The organism is Nostoc sp. DedQUE05 (assembly GCF_034530955.1).
Lineage (GTDB): Bacteria > Cyanobacteriota > Cyanobacteriia > Cyanobacteriales > Nostocaceae > Nostoc.
The window spans coordinates 37,346-53,216 of sequence record NZ_JAVRCB010000036.1; the positions used below are offsets into that span (position 1 = coordinate 37,346).

Annotated in this window: 12 protein-coding genes and 1 pseudogene; 12 read left to right on the forward strand and 1 reads right to left on the reverse strand. The window is 39.9% G+C overall.

The annotated features are described in order from the left end of the window. Positions 1-703 (forward strand): annotated as a pseudogene (locus RMZ42_RS24170) (hypothetical protein); the annotation flags it as partial. Between the two features lie 438 nt (positions 704-1,141). On the opposite strand, the gene RMZ42_RS24175 reads toward RMZ42_RS24170, so the two are convergent. Then, on the reverse strand, positions 1,142-2,527 hold the full coding sequence (locus tag RMZ42_RS24175; protein WP_322673798.1) for a response regulator: 1,386 nt from the start codon (positions 2,525-2,527) through the stop codon (positions 1,142-1,144). Between the two features lie 747 nt (positions 2,528-3,274). Here RMZ42_RS24175 and RMZ42_RS24180 point away from each other — a divergent pair. From RMZ42_RS24180 to rfbC, 11 genes are all read left to right on the forward strand, one after another. Next, a complete protein-coding gene (locus RMZ42_RS24180) occupies positions 3,275-3,949 on the forward strand; it encodes a vWA domain-containing protein (RefSeq protein WP_322660910.1) in 675 nt (224 codons plus the stop codon). Positions 3,950-4,000: 51 nt separating this feature from the next. Beyond that, positions 4,001-4,783, forward strand: coding sequence for a PP2C family serine/threonine-protein phosphatase (locus RMZ42_RS24185; protein ID WP_322673799.1), 783 nt, complete (start codon positions 4,001-4,003; stop codon positions 4,781-4,783). Positions 4,784-4,840: 57 nt separating this feature from the next. Continuing rightward, on the forward strand, positions 4,841-7,006 hold the full coding sequence (locus RMZ42_RS24190; protein ID WP_322673800.1) for a tetratricopeptide repeat protein: 2,166 nt from the start codon (positions 4,841-4,843) through the stop codon (positions 7,004-7,006). A 454-nt stretch (positions 7,007-7,460) separates the two neighbouring features. After that, positions 7,461-8,234, forward strand: coding sequence for a glucose-1-phosphate cytidylyltransferase (gene rfbF / locus RMZ42_RS24195; protein WP_094351583.1), 774 nt, complete (start codon positions 7,461-7,463; stop codon positions 8,232-8,234). Between the two features lie 111 nt (positions 8,235-8,345). Further along, complete coding sequence (gene lhgO / locus RMZ42_RS24200) at positions 8,346-9,560, forward strand: L-2-hydroxyglutarate oxidase (RefSeq protein WP_322673801.1); 1,215 nt, start codon at positions 8,346-8,348, stop codon at positions 9,558-9,560. Positions 9,561-10,006: 446 nt separating this feature from the next. Then, a complete protein-coding gene (locus RMZ42_RS24205; RefSeq protein ID WP_322673802.1) occupies positions 10,007-11,035 on the forward strand; it encodes an SDR family oxidoreductase in 1,029 nt (342 codons plus the stop codon). A gap of 221 nt (positions 11,036-11,256) precedes the next feature. Next, a complete protein-coding gene (locus RMZ42_RS24210; protein ID WP_322673803.1) occupies positions 11,257-12,210 on the forward strand; it encodes a glycosyltransferase family 2 protein in 954 nt (317 codons plus the stop codon). Positions 12,211-12,247: 37 nt separating this feature from the next. Next, the gene (locus RMZ42_RS24215) at positions 12,248-13,255 is read left to right on the forward strand and encodes a glycosyltransferase (RefSeq protein ID WP_322673804.1); all 1,008 of its coding nucleotides are present in this window, start codon (positions 12,248-12,250) and stop codon (positions 13,253-13,255) included. Positions 13,256-13,305: 50 nt separating this feature from the next. Next, positions 13,306-14,148 carry a phytanoyl-CoA dioxygenase gene (locus RMZ42_RS24220; RefSeq protein ID WP_322673805.1) on the forward strand — a complete coding sequence of 281 codons (843 nt, stop codon included), beginning with the start codon at positions 13,306-13,308 and terminating at the stop codon, positions 14,146-14,148. 21 nt (positions 14,149-14,169) lie between these two features. Beyond that, positions 14,170-15,015 carry a phytanoyl-CoA dioxygenase gene (locus RMZ42_RS24225; RefSeq protein WP_322673806.1) on the forward strand — a complete coding sequence of 282 codons (846 nt, stop codon included), beginning with the start codon at positions 14,170-14,172 and terminating at the stop codon, positions 15,013-15,015. A gap of 130 nt (positions 15,016-15,145) precedes the next feature. Further along, on the forward strand, positions 15,146-15,691 hold the full coding sequence (rfbC, locus tag RMZ42_RS24230) for a dTDP-4-dehydrorhamnose 3,5-epimerase (protein WP_322673807.1): 546 nt from the start codon (positions 15,146-15,148) through the stop codon (positions 15,689-15,691). Positions 15,692-15,871: the final 180 nt, after the last annotated feature.

The following is a 15,871-nucleotide window of genomic DNA, read 5'->3' on the forward strand; positions in this document are numbered from 1 at the left end:
TAACGCATCTGGTGGTAGCGGCAACCTTCCTGGTAACTTACCATTTGGCAGCACTCCGCCCTCCAAGGAAAGTGGTAGCAACCTACCTGAAACTGGCAACGGTCAACCTGTACCTTATAAGAGCGACAACTGGATAGCTGATATTCAAAAATTAGATGGTGCAAATGCTACCGGCAACAGTGGTCAAGGTAACGGTAACTGGCTATATGGTAGTAACAACACAACCGACGGTAATGGTAACTGGAATTTTGGTAGCGGTAACACAACCAACGGTAACGGTAACTGGAACTACGGTGATGGCGGCAAAACCGAAGGTAATGGCAACTGGGGCTTTGGTAACGAGAGCACAACCAACGGTAACGGTAACTGGAACTTAGGCAATAACAACGACATCCTTGGTAATGCCAATACACTACCTGGTAGTAAAAACGATATCCTTGGTAGTGGCAATACTGCCAATGTAACTAACAGCAATCTTCTTGGAAACCGGATTGAAGCCAGTGGTGATGACAAAACACTCGTTGGTAATGAAGGCTGGAATTTCTCTGTTAGTGGCGAACTGATATCACTAGGTAGTACTAAGCCTAGCCAAAATATAGGAACTGATGTCAGCAGTTTACTCAGCAGTTCTGACCTTGTAACATCCGCCATATCAAATCCAGGCTACAACAACCCAAATTATGATTTCTCTACCATAGCCTAAAAGTTTGTAGCAGACAGGAGCCAGTTTTGCATCGGTAAGCCTATCTATTGTGGCAATGGCCCTTTTTACCAACTTGAGTTGATTACATTTTGAATACAATACTTCTGGGTTAAGCTTTGCAGTTGACATTGCTCTCATTGAGCGGCGCAAGAATCAACCTTCTATAGCAATCCTAAATCATTCGTGAGAGAGAAAATCGGTGAAAGGCTTTAAAACACCCACTTTTAATCTCAGTATTTTCTCACGTTTCAATTCGGATTGCTATAGTACTTCAAGAATTTCAATCTGTTAGGACTTACGCAAACTCTACGATTCTTGACGTTATTGGCGTTCTTGGCAGTTCGATAAATTAAGCTTTTTAACACTTTTTGCGTAAGTCTAATCTGTAATTAACCCAGAAGTATTACTCTTTGAAATGTAATGGGTAAGGTAGTTAATTTAAGTCAAATGCATAAAGACTATTTTCAGTAATTCGGCGCGAGTAAACGGTTTAGTCAGATATCCAGATGCCCCAACTAATTTCGCTTTTACTTTGTCTACGATTCCTTTATTCCCAGTGACAAAGATAATCGGAGTATTTTGAAATAAGGAATTATTTCGTATAATCCGGCACAACTCATAGCCATCAATTCCTAGCATGTTTAAATCCAACAAAATTAAATCCGGTTTGTGCCTTATAATTGACAAAACTGCTTTCACTGGATCGTTAATAGTCACTACAGAAAAATTTTCATTTTCTAAGAAATAACTGATTTCTTTAAGAATTGTAGGGCTATCATCTACAGAAACTATTTTGTGGACTTTTTTTACTGTCACAGTAGCAGCCGTTACTCTTGGAGAAGCAGAATTTATGTTATTTGATATTGTTGGTTCCTGAAAGTTTTCTTTGGAAGGAGTAGAAATCTGTGGTAATCGCTGAACAGGCACTATTTTCTCTTCAGGAATATTTTGGTAAGAATTGACAGTGTTACTTAGTTCTTGTTTCGTGTCAACTAACCCTGAAATCAGTTTTGAGAAAAGCGATTGCTCCTCAAAAATCTTTGGTAACTTATCATAAGGTGGATCGGGTTCATGAAGGATAATCGCACCCTTAAGGATGTAAGGGTATAAATTGCGAGCTAGTTGAATTTCATCTTGATTCAAAATTACAGCCAGATGACACAGGCTAAAACCCTTCATCCAGTTAATTAAATCTGGCTGTAGGTTTGGTAAATCTTGGTCATCAAACTTGCTATTAATCAATAGATATGGACGTTGATATGCAGAAGAAATTTTAGGTATAAAAGCCTGCCAATTCTGTAATCTTACTTGGCAATACTCTAGAATTTTTTCGACACCTAGCCGACAAATTTTTGGCATTCTCTCAATTGGTTCTGTTAATTCATAAGTACCTTCTTTGATGAGCAAAAATGATTCAATTATCTCTTTAACTAATTCTTGAACCAGTACTGCTGCTTGTGTAGAATGTAGATGTTGTTGACTAACAAGCCAGGATATAGCCTGATACTCAGGAGGGTGGCTTCTGGAATTAGTGTCATCTTTGATTAACTGACTGTGGGAGTCAGGTTCAAACATCAGCCGTACTTGAGAGCGAACCTCATTAGTCAGGAGTGGAATTTGCTGGCTGAGGCGTCGCAAATGGCGTTCTAATCGATCGAAGGGTTCCACGGAATGGGTAGCGTAAGTTATTTTGCCCTGTTCTAAGTAAATCGACCAATAAACTGAGTTACTCAATACTTGTAAACAAGTACTGTCTGAACAATTAGATAATTGTCTTAACAAACTTAGAGGACGTAGTTTGGTGAATGTACCTGAGTTATTCATATTTTTCAAGTTTTTTGCGGAATCAACAAGCGAACATTTGTAGATTGAAAATATGAGCTATAAAGTATTCTCTTTTTTGTAATATTTTTCTAACCACAAATTATTTATTTGAAAATATGTACATACATTAAAAATTGTAAGGTTTATAAATTCTTTGTTACATTTAGCACGTTTTACTTAATTTATCTCAAAAAACAAGTAGGTATGAATAAGGGTAAGCATCTATCATAGCGAGATTATCAGTAGATGTTGGTTAATTCTGGATTTTACTAGCTACTGACAACTCTTGAGTGAAGACCTTAATAATGACGTTTATTTATGCGCACTCACTTCAAAAAGCAAATTTAATTCCAAATTTGCGTAGTTACACTGATATACTTATAGAGTTAACAAGTTTAATTATGGTTAATTACTTTTCCTTAAAGAAACGATTCTTCTACATAAAATCTTTAAAAACTTATCTAAAAAAGTTTACGTATTTATTGTACTGTAGGTTTAATGGATATAAATTTTTGGTAGATACATTACAACAGGTAATGCTGGGTTTTGATAAACTCTTTTTTGCTAAACTAAGCTGTACTCAAGTTCATCTAAAATATATAGAGAACTTCATGAAAATAATTTGTTTAATAAAGATTAGAGCATCTACCAATAGATACTATATTCTGTAGTCGCCTCGGCGATTGGAACTATATACTCTGAGCAAAGGGAAATAAAGCTTTGGACTTTAACATAACACAAAAAGTTATGCATGATACATTAAGACTTGATGAAGTAGTAGAATTTGCTGAGAACCCAGAACCCCGTTGTCCTTGTGTACTTTTATTAGACACATCTGGGTCGATGCAAGGAGAGCCGATTGAGGCTTTAAATCAAGGTTTACTAAGCTTAAAGGATGAACTAGTCAAAAATTCCTTAGCCGCGAGACGCGTGGAAGTGGCGATCGTCACTTTTGATAGTAATATCAATGTAGTACAAGACTTTGTGACTGCCGATCAATTCAATCCGCCGATTTTGACAGCCCAAGGCTTGACTACAATGGGTGCGGGAATTCATAAAGCTTTGGACATAATTCAAGAGCGGAAATCTCAGTATCGTGCCAACGGGATTGCTTACTATCGTCCTTGGGTATTTATGATTACCGATGGAGAACCCCAAGGTGAATTAGAGCAAGTGGTAGAGCAAGCATCCCAGCGTCTACAGGGAGACGAGGCGAACAAGCGGGTAGCATTCTTTACAGTTGGTGTAGAAAATGCGAATATGACGCGTTTAAATCAAATAACTGTACGTACTCCTTTAAAGCTTAAAGGATTAAATTTTATCGAGATGTTTGTCTGGCTGTCAACTAGTATGTCGGCTGTTTCTCATTCACAAGTAGACGAACAGGTAGCACTACCGCCGATTGGTTGGGGGACTGTTTAATGAAAAATTGCAGCTTGATGTTTACACAGCTAGCTGCTTGAAAAAAAATTTATGAACATATCAAAACAGATTGCTCAATGGCGGATTGTGGCTGCGTCTGTATGTGGTACAAGTCACTTAAAAAACAATCAATTATGTCAGGATGCTCATCACTGGCAGATATTGTCAGATAATGTTTTAGTGGCGGCCGCAGCAGATGGCGCGGGTTCTGCTAGCCTTGGGAAAGTGGGAGCGATGGTTGCTGTAGAGACAGCAATAGAAAACATTTCTACCAAAGGGCTGACCCGAAGAAGTTTGACTGATGATACATTGGTGCGATCGCTCTTAAATGATGCCATACTCGCCGCCAAAAAAGCTGTGGAAGATGAGGCGGCTACTTGTGACAAACAGCCTCAAGATTTAGCAACTACCTTAATTATGCTGGTTGCCACACCAGAAGTTGTAGCTGTAGTTCAGATAGGCGATGGTTTGGCAGTGGCTAAAGATAGTCTGGGCAACCTATTGGCACTGACGATGCCTGACAGTGGTGAATACATCAACGAAACCACTTTTTTAACTTCACCCAATGCCTTAGATACAGCACAAATGAGATTATGGCGCACAGACATAGTAAACGTTGGTATCATCACCGACGGATTACAAATGCTGGCTTTGAATATGGTTGTTGGCGAACCTCACAAACCATTCTTTTTTCCGCTGTTTGAATTTGTCGCCAATACCGAGGATAAGACAGAAGCGAAGGAGCAATTGGTAAAATTTTTACGCTCAGAGCGGATTACGCAACGCACTGATGATGACTTAACACTCATTATAGCCGCATTCAACGACTCATGAGCAACAAATCTACAGGTTTCACATCTTACAATAACTTCCGTTAGCGGTAATTTCATTATGCAGGTACTACGTTGTTCCCCCAGAAAAGAAATCCTCAGTCTCAATGTCAGTTTGGGACGTGGCGGTGAAGCTTGCGTTTATGCAGTGCCAGCCGATAACGACTTGGTGGCGAAGATTTACCACAAGCCAACCGTTGCCCATGCTGAGAAACTCCAGGCGATGCTTGCCAACCCGCCAGAAAACCCTACGGCGAGTTTAGGGCATATCTCTATCGCTTGGCCAGAGGATTTATTGCGGGCAGCAGATGGCAAAAATAGCATCCTGGGGTTTTTGATGCCACGTATTCAGGGGATGCGTCCAATCATCGACTTTTATAACCCCAGAACTCGTCGGCAACATTGCCCTCTATTCAACTATCAGTACCTGCTCCGCACGGCTCGAAACTTGGCGGCAGCTTTTGCCGCTTTGCACGCTAGTGGATATTGCATTGGTGATGTGAACGAGTCTAATATCCTCGTCAGTGATACGGCACTGGTGACTTTGATAGACACAGACTCTTTCCAAGTAACCGACCCAAACAGCGATGTTGTTTATCGCTGCCCAGTGGGTAAACCAGAGTTTACTCCACCAGAACTACAGAATAAAACTTTTGCCCAGCACGATCGCGAAATTTCTCACGATTTATTTGGATTAGGGGTGCTAGTATTCCAACTCTTAATGGAAGGCACTCACCCATTTTCGGGGATTTTTCAAGGTGCGATTGAGCCACCACCTTACGAAGCACGCATTGCATCGGGTCATTTCACTTACAGCCAAAAGCGTTACGTACCCTACCTGCCGACACCCATTGCCCCCCCTTGGGAAATTCTCCATCCCAGCTTACAGGAATTATTTGTCCGTTGTTTTGAAGAGGGTCATAACAACCCACAACTACGCCCCAGTGCCCAGACTTGGCTCTCAGCCATCGCTGAAGCCGAAGATTCCCTGATTACCTGCACGACAAATCCCCAGCATCGCTACAACAACCACATGCGTAGCTGTCCGTGGTGCGAACGTACCGTGCGATTAGGTGGACGCGACCCCTTTCCATCACATCGGGCTATAGAAGCTAGAGAACATCTCCAACCGCGAGTCAAAGCGAGAAAACGCTACAATCAGACACCGCATTTTCCCCAGCGAGCCATGTCACCGCAGCTAGCTAATTACTGGCAGCCAGTAATGACTCCCAGCGGTTCATATAAACCTTCCAAAAAGTCAAAGTTGTACCCGATTATTTGTTGTTTGCTGGGTTTTGGTTTATTGGGATATGCAGACGTAATGATTAAATTTACTCAGCCGTTAGTTTCCCAAAATGCTTACACCCAACAAACAATCAAGTCTACCCAGCCAAATAATAAACTCAGCTTCGCTGATTCCTATCAGCAAGGTTATATTGCTTATAAAGAGCGAGACTATGACAAAGCAATTGTCAATTTTAGCCAAGCAATTGAACAAGAACCGACACATGCTAGAGCAATTGTAAATCGTGGTAATGCCCGCTATAACCTGAAAGACTACGAAGGAGCAGTTACAGATTATAGCCAAGCTCTGAAAATCAATCCCAATCAAACCAAAGCTCTGGTAAATCGGGGCAATGCCCGCTATATGCTCGCCGAATATAGCAACGATCCCGATCGAGAATATAATCTAGCGATCGCAGACTATAATCGAGCCATTGGTCTGGATAATAATGAAATTGAAGCTTATGTCAGACGGGGGATTGTCCGCGCCCAAATGGCTAAATACAGCGGTGAATCTCAACAAGCTTACAAAAAAGCGATCGCAGATTTTACTCAAGCCATACAACTTAATGTCTCCAAAGCCGAAGCTTACTTCCAGCGGGGTGTTGTCTATTATCAAATTGCTCAATATAGCAGTAATTATCAGCAAGAATATAATCAAGCGATCGCTGACTTTAACCAAGCATTAACTCTCAGCCCTAAACTAGCAAAAGCATATCTCAAACGAGGTATGGTTCGCTATGAACTGGCACAATATGGCGGTAGTGAAGCTAACAAAAACCAAGCGAAAGCTGTCGAAGATATACAGGCATCTGCCAAAATATTTCTTGAGCAAGATGACATGGATAATTATCAACAAGCACTCAGTAATATGTGTGTAGTCATCGAAAACAAATGTGACCCTTTATTCCAAGGCTCAAGTAACATCGAAAAAACTAACTAGAAAAAAGTAAGTTTTGTTACTAACATATTGTTGGTTTTGATTGAAAAAATCAAGCATGACTAGGGTTAGCGCCAGCTAATCCTAGTTATTTTATAGGTAATATTTTTATTGCATTGAGTAATTTATTTCTGTATTTATAGATATAGCACAAGCCTTCGTGGTTAGGACATTAACAGATGATAAAACTTAGACACAACAAGACTTTTCACCCAATCCCCAGCGATGCACTGAGCTTGTCGAAGTGTCACCAGTCCCCAGTCCCTTGCTATATTCATAGAGCTTTTATATAGAAAAGATTTTAATTTATCTTACCTTTATAATTTCATCGGAAATTACAGTTAGATTATTGACGGAGAAACAGAAATCAGAAATACATTTCTCTCCCTTGAAGTGCATCCTCTTCATCTCGAAAAAGTCGAATAATTATATCCCTACAAATCTCCGAGGTAATTGCATGAAAGCGGTGATTTTGGCTGGAGGTCTTGGTACACGCCTCAGTGAAGAAACCAGTGTTAGACCCAAGCCGATGGTTGAAATTGGTGGTAAGCCAATTCTCTGGCACATAATGAAAACTTACTCTGCCCACGGCATTAATGACTTTATTATTTGTTGTGGTTACAAAGGTTACATCATTAAAGAGTATTTTGCTAACTACTTCTTACACATGTCAGATGTTACCTTCGACATGCGCTTTAACCAGATGAACGTGCATTCTGGTTATGCAGAACCCTGGCGCGTCACCTTAGTAAATACGGGTGATAATACAATGACAGGCGGACGCTTAAAGCGAATCAGCGAACATCTTGGTAATGAGACTTTTTGCTTTACTTATGGCGATGGTGTCAGTAATATTAATATCACCGAGCTAGTTAAATTTCATAAAGAACAAAATAGCTTAGGAACACTCACAGCCGTTCAACCAGCTGGACGTTTTGGTGCTATTTCTTTAGGATATGAGCAAACCAAAATTACCAGCTTTCGGGAAAAACCTGAAGGTGATGGAGCTTGGATTAATGGCGGTTATTTTGTGTTAGAACCAGAAGTAATCAACTTAATTGCTGATGACTCTACAGTGTGGGAGCAAGAGCCATTAGAAAAGCTAGCTGATATGGAACAGCTATCAGCTTTCAGACATGATGGGTTTTGGCAACCGATGGATACTTTACGTGATAAAAACTATCTCGAAGGGCTGTGGAAAAACAATCAGGCTCCTTGGAAGGTATGGTAAGAGAAGAGTTAAGAGTTAGGAGTTAGGAGTTAGGAGTCAGGAGTTAAAGAACAAATGACAAATGACAAATGACTTTATAGATTTACTGTAATTTGAAGTACGATAATACTAATGTATGATTTTGCGATTATAGGTGGGGGAATAGTTGGACTCTCAACAGCGTTGGCTTTAGGAAAACGCTATCCCAATGCGCGGATTTTAGTACTAGAAAAAGAGAGTCAATGGGCATTTCACCAAACTGGCAATAATAGCGGGGTAATTCATTCTGGTATTTACTATAAGCCAGGGAGTTTCAAAGCTAAATTTTGTCGTGATGGTTCTCGTTCAATGGTAGAATTCTGCCAAGAGCATGGAATTGACCATGAAGTTTGTGGTAAGGTAATTGTTGCAACTGAAGAACAAGAACTACCACGCTTAGAAAATCTCTACCAACGCGGCTTAGACAATGGCATAGAAGTTAAGAGAATTAGCCCCGAAGAAGTCAAAGAAATTGAACCTCACGTAAGATGTGTAGGTGGAATTCGGGTATCCTCAACTGGTATTGTTAATTACAAGCAAGTTTGTTTGAAATATGCCCAGCTAATTCAACAGCAGGGTGGAGATTTACACCTGAATACAAAAGTCCTGAAAATCTCTCCAAGTGGTAAAAATCAGGTACTGCAAACAAACAAGGGTAACTTTGAAACCCGCTTTGTAATTAATTGTACTGGATTGCATAGCGATCGCACCGCCAAACTAGGTCAAGTTGAACCCCAAGCCAAAATTGTGCCATTTCGGGGAGAATACTACGAACTCACCCCAGAAAAACGCTATCTAGTCAAGACACTAATCTACCCAGTTCCCAATCCAGATTTCCCCTTCCTGGGTGTCCACTTTACCCGGATGATTGATGGTAGCGTCCATGCAGGGCCAAACGCGGTTTTATCCCTTAAACGCGAAGGTTACAAAAAAACCGACTTTGACTTACGGGATTTTATGGAAGTCATCACCTATCCCGGTTTCTGGAAGTTAGCAGCTAAACACGCTGATGAAGGCATTCAAGAAATCATTCGTTCTTTTAGCAAAGCAGCCTTCACCAGAAGTTTACAAAAACTAATTCCCGAAGTGCAAGCAGAAGACTTAGTTCCCACCCATGCAGGAGTTCGCGCTCAAGCCTTAATGAACGATGGCAAGCTTGTAGACGACTTTTTGATTGTTTCCGGTCAAAACTCCATTCATGTTTGCAATGCTCCTTCTCCTGCTGCCACATCTTCTCTAGAAATCGGCAAAGCACTTGTGGCAGAAATTCCCCAACTTTCGCATCTAGAGAGTGTAGTCACTGCATAGATATCATAGTTGTTATTTCCGGGACTGCTGAATAAAAGGATGAATCTTGTATAGTCGGCATCTTTTCCAGCCTGGAAATACAAGAGACGGGTAAGATACCCATCTCCCAAGAAAAAAGTATAGTGCATCAATTAAGAACCGCTATAGAGTCCTGCTACCCAATGGGCTAGTCGGCAACTATGTAATAACTGTTAGCCGTATACATAGCGCTTCTGGTTTTAGTCCAATGACCTAACCCCCAACCCCTTCCCTACAAGGGAATGGGAGTAAGATTCAAAGCCTCTCTCCTCTTAGGAGAGAGGAATGGAAGTGAGGTCAAGTTATTGCATACCAACGAAAAATATAGCGGTTCCCTCTTAGATGCAACACCCTATAGGGCAATATCTGTGCGTCCCTACTAAACGAAGAATTTAACTTATCAACACAATACAAAGGAATTAACCACAATGAAAATATTAGTAACTGGAACAGAAGGCTATCTAGGTTCGTTATTACCACCTCTGTTAATCGAACGAGGACATGAAGTTATTGGTCTAGATACCGGCTTTTATAAAGTTGGTTGGCTTTACAACCCTAGTGGAGTGACACCCAAAACCCTCAACAAAGATATCCGCAACATCACCCCTGATGATTTGGAAGGGATTGAAGCCATAGTTCACATGGCGGAACTCTCCAATGACCCAGCCGGACAATTAGCACCCAATATTACTTACGAAATTAATCACGTAGGTTCAGTTCGTCTAGCTAGTCTAGCTAAGGCTATGGGTGTGCGTCGCTTCGTATATATGTCTTCGTGCAGTGTCTACGGTGTTGCTACCGCAGGTGATGTCACAGAAGAATCCGCAGTTAATCCCCAAACAGCCTACGCAGAATGTAAAACTCTGGTAGAAAGAGATGTCGCACCACTCGCTGACGATGACTTCTCTCCCACCTTTATGCGGAATGCAACAGCCTTTGGTGCTTCTCCCAGAATGCGCTTCGATATTGTTTTAAACAACTTAGCAGGGTTGGCATGGACTAGCAAAGAAATCAAAATGATTAGTGATGGCACACCTTGGCGGCCATTAGTCCACGCATTGGATATTTGCAAAGCAATAGTTTGCACCTTAGAAGCACCACGAGACATTGTACATAAGCAAATCTTCAACGTGGGAGATACAGCGAATAACTATCGCGTCAAAGAAATCGCGGAAATTATTGCTGATGTTTTCCCAGATTGCAAATTGTCCTTTGGTGACAACGGCGCAGATAACCGCAGCTATCGCGTATCCTTCGAGAAAATCAACACAATCCTACCCGGATTTAAATGTGATTGGAATGCCCGACTTGGTGCCCAGCAGCTATTTGATTTATTCAGTCAGATACACATGGCTGAAGATACTTTCTTGTTTAGAGGGTTTACTCGCTTAAAACAGCTAGAGTATCTAATTCGGACAGAGCAAATTGACAAAGATTTCTTCTGGAATAAAAAATAGCTCAAGTTGCCTAGCCGCAACGGAAAAACAATCTAAGCTTCCGAATCAATACTATTTGATTCGGACTTATTCCATCCATCAAATTATTTGCAATCAACAAGTTAAATTTTATGGCGCTCACCTTAGCATTAGTAATCGAGTTAGCCATCTGAAAGCTAAATAAATTGCCGCTAGACTGCATCGCTACATTTTGAGAAAAAGCTAAAGAAACAAAGCAGAAGATGAATAAATTGCTGACTATTGCAATTCCTACATTCAATCGTGCCCAGATTTTAGATAAACAACTTGCTTGGTTAGCCAAATCTATTAAAGGGTTTGAGTCTGACTGTGAAATCTTTATTTCTGATAATTGTTCTACAGACAATACTCAACAAATTATTAAGAAGTGGCAGAGAATTCTTAGTAATGTCACATTTACATCAAATAAAAATAGTGAAAATATTGGTGTAATGAGTAATATTGCTTGTTGCTTAAAAGCTCCAACTAGTAAATATATTTGGACAATTGGTGATGACGATCCAATTCAAGATAGAACCCTAGATTATGTGTTAACAACACTAAAAAAACATTCAGATTTAGCACTAATGTTTTTAAACTTCTCTGGTCGCCAAAAACAAACAGGTCAACTTGTTGTCGAACGCTGGTTGAATAGCGATAACGACGAACTAAATGTTGATGGTAAAACTATATTTCAAAGTTACCTGAATGAAAATTTTGGTGGTGTACTTTTTATATCAGCAGCAATTTATCGCACAAATCTAGTGCAACGCGCTTTACAAAAATGGCCGTCTGCTACTAATAATTGGGCATCTCAAGCATATTGGACTGCATTTTGTGCTGCTTATGGAAGTGTCATCGTCACTAAAGACACTTATTTAGAATGTACTATGGGCGCTAGTTTTTTGGATCTCGACCCAACATGGAACTTTAAAATGCGATATGCATACATACCTGAAGTTTATATAAAACTACTCAAAGTAGGATATCCTCATAAATTTTGTCAGGAAATGATTTGGCAGAATTTCCATCAAAAAACTGACTTGAAAATCTTATTAGGTGCTTTAAAACGTTGGCCTTTATTGACAATCAAGATATTTATTCCTTACCTACGTTTGTTAAGCATATCAGCTTGGACAATTCTTTTTCCACCCAAACAGCTAGAGAGTAACCTGTAACCATTCATATATCAATTTATTAACTACTATTTTTACCATGCAGAAATTACTGACCATTGCTATACCGACTTATAATCGTGCTGAATTGCTGGATAAACAGTTAGCATGGCTAGCTCAAGCTATTAAAGGTTTTGAAGATGATTGTGAAATTTTAGTTTCTGATAATTGTTCAACAGACAATACTCAGGATACGATTAAAAAATGGCAAATGATACTTAGTAATATCCCATTTAAATCAAATAAAAATCCTCAAAATTTAGGCGTTGTCAAAAATATTATGTATTGCCTAAATTCTACTACAACAAAATATGTTTGGACGATTGGTGATGATGACCCAATCCAAGATAGAGCTATTGCTTATGTAATTAGCAAACTTAAGCAATATGAAGATTTATCATTATTGTTTCTCAACTTTTCCGGTCGGAACCAAATTACTGGTGAACCAGTTCATCCACCAACAATTGTTGGTAATCGCTGGTTTGACATAGATAGTGAAGATGGTGATGGTGATGGTAAAGCTATATTTGAGCATTGTTTCTCAAAAAGTGTCGGTGCAGTCATTTTTCTGACTGCGACAATCTACCGCACTGATTTAGTGAAACGCGCTCTACAAAATTGGCAAGATGCTGAGAATAACTGGATATCTTTAGCATATTTAGCCGGGTATTGTGCCTCTAATGGTCGTGTAATTGTCACGAAAGAGACTTATTTGGAATGTGTTGTGGGTGTGAGTTATTGGCAGAAAGAACCAAAATCTGCGCTGTTAATGCAATACAAACACATACCTGAAGTAATTTTGAAATTGGAGCAGAGTGGATATTCTAAGCAGTTTTGTCGGCGGATGCTTTTGCAAAACGGTAAAGAAGTCAACTTGAAAGTTTTCTTAGGTGCTTTAAGAAGATGGCCTATGTCTGCTATTCAAACAGTAGTCCCATTTTTGGCTTTAGTCGGTTTATGTGCTTTTGACGTGATGATTTCTAAAGAATTTAGTTTAGCAGAATCAAGTGAAATACCCGCTCAAGAAATACGGAGCTATAAGCCATAAGCTACTAAATTACTGATAAATCGACATTGAAATTAGAAAGAGTTTCCCATATGTTTAATCTAATTAAACGCAAATTATCTACACTATCTGCTGACTTTCAATACTATGTAGCTCGTTGGAAGCATAGCAGAAATCTGCCAGCATTGGAAGGGCGCGATCGCAACATTCTCAAAGCTCTCAAAAAAGACGGTGTTTGTGTCACAACACTGGCAGATTTAGGCTTCGACTCTAGCTCCGAACTGCTCAAAGCTGCTTATCAGCAATTGTCTCAGATGGAAAATCCCAACAACGACCATCTAGATGAAAAGTTACCACAAATTTACACGGTTACAGGTTTACCAGAATTTTATGCCTGGGCAATGGAGAAAAGACTTCTCAATCTGATCGAAAATTATATTGGTCTGCCTATTGCTTTTCATGGTGTACATTTACGTAAAGATTTCCCTAGCAAACATCAGTTTGGCACACTGCTATGGCACAGCGATGCCGAAGACCGCCGCATTATCAAAATCTTTATTTACTTGAATGATGTCAAAGAAAAAACTGGGCCTTTTGAATACATTCCCCGCTCTTTAACTTCCTTGTTTAGTTGGAATTATATTCAGCTTTACTACAAACTTTGGAAATCAGGTTATATGGGCATCGATGATGAAAAAGTAAAACCAGTCATCCCCAAATCAGCTTGGAAATCTTGCCCAGGGCCAGCAGGTACTGTCATTATTGTAGATACGAAAAATGCTTTGCATCACGGCACAGTCCGCACAGAAGAACGCTCAACACTATTCTTTTGTTACACCGCTAACCCTCCTGAAAGACCAGAACTCTGCACCCAATACTGGGATGATACTTATCCCAGAGCAGAGTTAAGGCAGCAAGTAGAAAATAGCCGATAGTCTATTAAAGGTAGTCATGTCATGCTGCTCAAGATTAAACGCAAAATATCTTCATTGGGATCTGAATTAGTTTACAGATTAGCACTTTTGAAACACGCTGCTAATTTGCCTTCACTAGAAGCAGGCGATCGCAAAATTCTTGATGACCTTAAATGTGATGGTATTCATATTACCACACTTGCTGAATTGGGATTCGATTCAACAGCAGAATTGCTCAAAGCAGCTTATGGTTATTCGTCCCAAATGGAATCTGGCAATCATGACGATTCACATGAAAAATTTCCCCAAGTTTACACAGTTACATATTTACCTGAATTTGCTACTTGGGGAAGCGAAAAAAGGCTCCTAAACATCATTGAAAACTACATTGGTCTGCCAATCATTTTTCATGGTGTACATCTCCGCAAGGATTTTCCTAATAAAAGTCAGTTTGGTACGCAACTATGGCATAAAGATGCAGAAGACCGCCGCACGATCAAAATCATTATTTACTTAAATGATGTTGAAGAAAAACACGGGCCATTTGAATATATCCCAGCCTCTTTAACCTCTTTATTTAGATTAAACTATTACCGTACTTACTACAAGCTTTGGAAATCTGGTCATTTAGGTATCACCGATGAAGAACTAAATGAAATTATCCCGAAAGAGGCTTGGAAATCTTGTACAGGATCGGTAGGAACAGTCATTATTGTCGATACCAAAAAAGCCATACATCACGGTACATCACGCACTGAAGATAGGCTAACTTTATTCTCGTGCTACACATCTACTTCTCCCGATCGTCCAGAAGTTTGTACTCAATATCGAGACAATACTTTCCCCCAACCAAAGTTAACTGAACCACTCAGTAATAGCGCCATATAGTCAGTGAAAGTAAGCTGCTTGTTAATCTAAAACCCGCTCAAGACTATTCTTGATGAGGTTTATAACAAGTTAAGTTTTCAAGTTTGTCAAGTTTTGTTGTCGTCAATATTCCTATCGAGGTTATTCATTCATGCTCTTCACTCCAACTGCACTCAAAGACGCATTCATCATTGATTTAGAAGAAAAGCCAGACCACCGTGGTTTTTTCGCTCGGTCTTTCTGCGCTCAAGAATTTGAAGCACACGGATTAAAGCCAACTGTTGCCCAATGTAACTTGTCTTTTAATTACAAAAAAGGTACTATCCGAGGAATGCACTATCAAATTCTGCCAGCAGCAGAAACAAAATTGATTCGCTGTACTAAAGGCGCAATCTACGACGTAATTATTGATATGCGTCCTGAATCTCCTAGCTTTTTATCACACATTGGTGTAGAGCTAACCCCAGAAAATCGCCGCGCTTTATATGTTCCAGAAATGTTTGCTCATGGCTATCAAGCGCTAACTGATGAGACTGAAGTTGTATATCAAGTGGGTGAATTTTACACCCCAGGATATGAAAGAGGTTTACGCTATGACGACCCATTTTTTAACATTGATTGGCCTCTAGATGTGACTGAAATCTCCGAGAAAGATTTAAATTGGCCCTTGTTGAGAATGATGACTGTTGGCGTATAGACTATTTCTCTGTGCCAGGTGTTTTCCACACAACACACTGGCTCCTCTGTATGAGGTAAGGTACTTGTAAAAAATATACCATCGCTAATAGAGGCAGGGGGAGGGAATATGCAAGAGCAACTCATACCAAAGAAAAGTTTACCCAAGCCTACAGAAATGCTGTGGAGCAAATTATCAAAA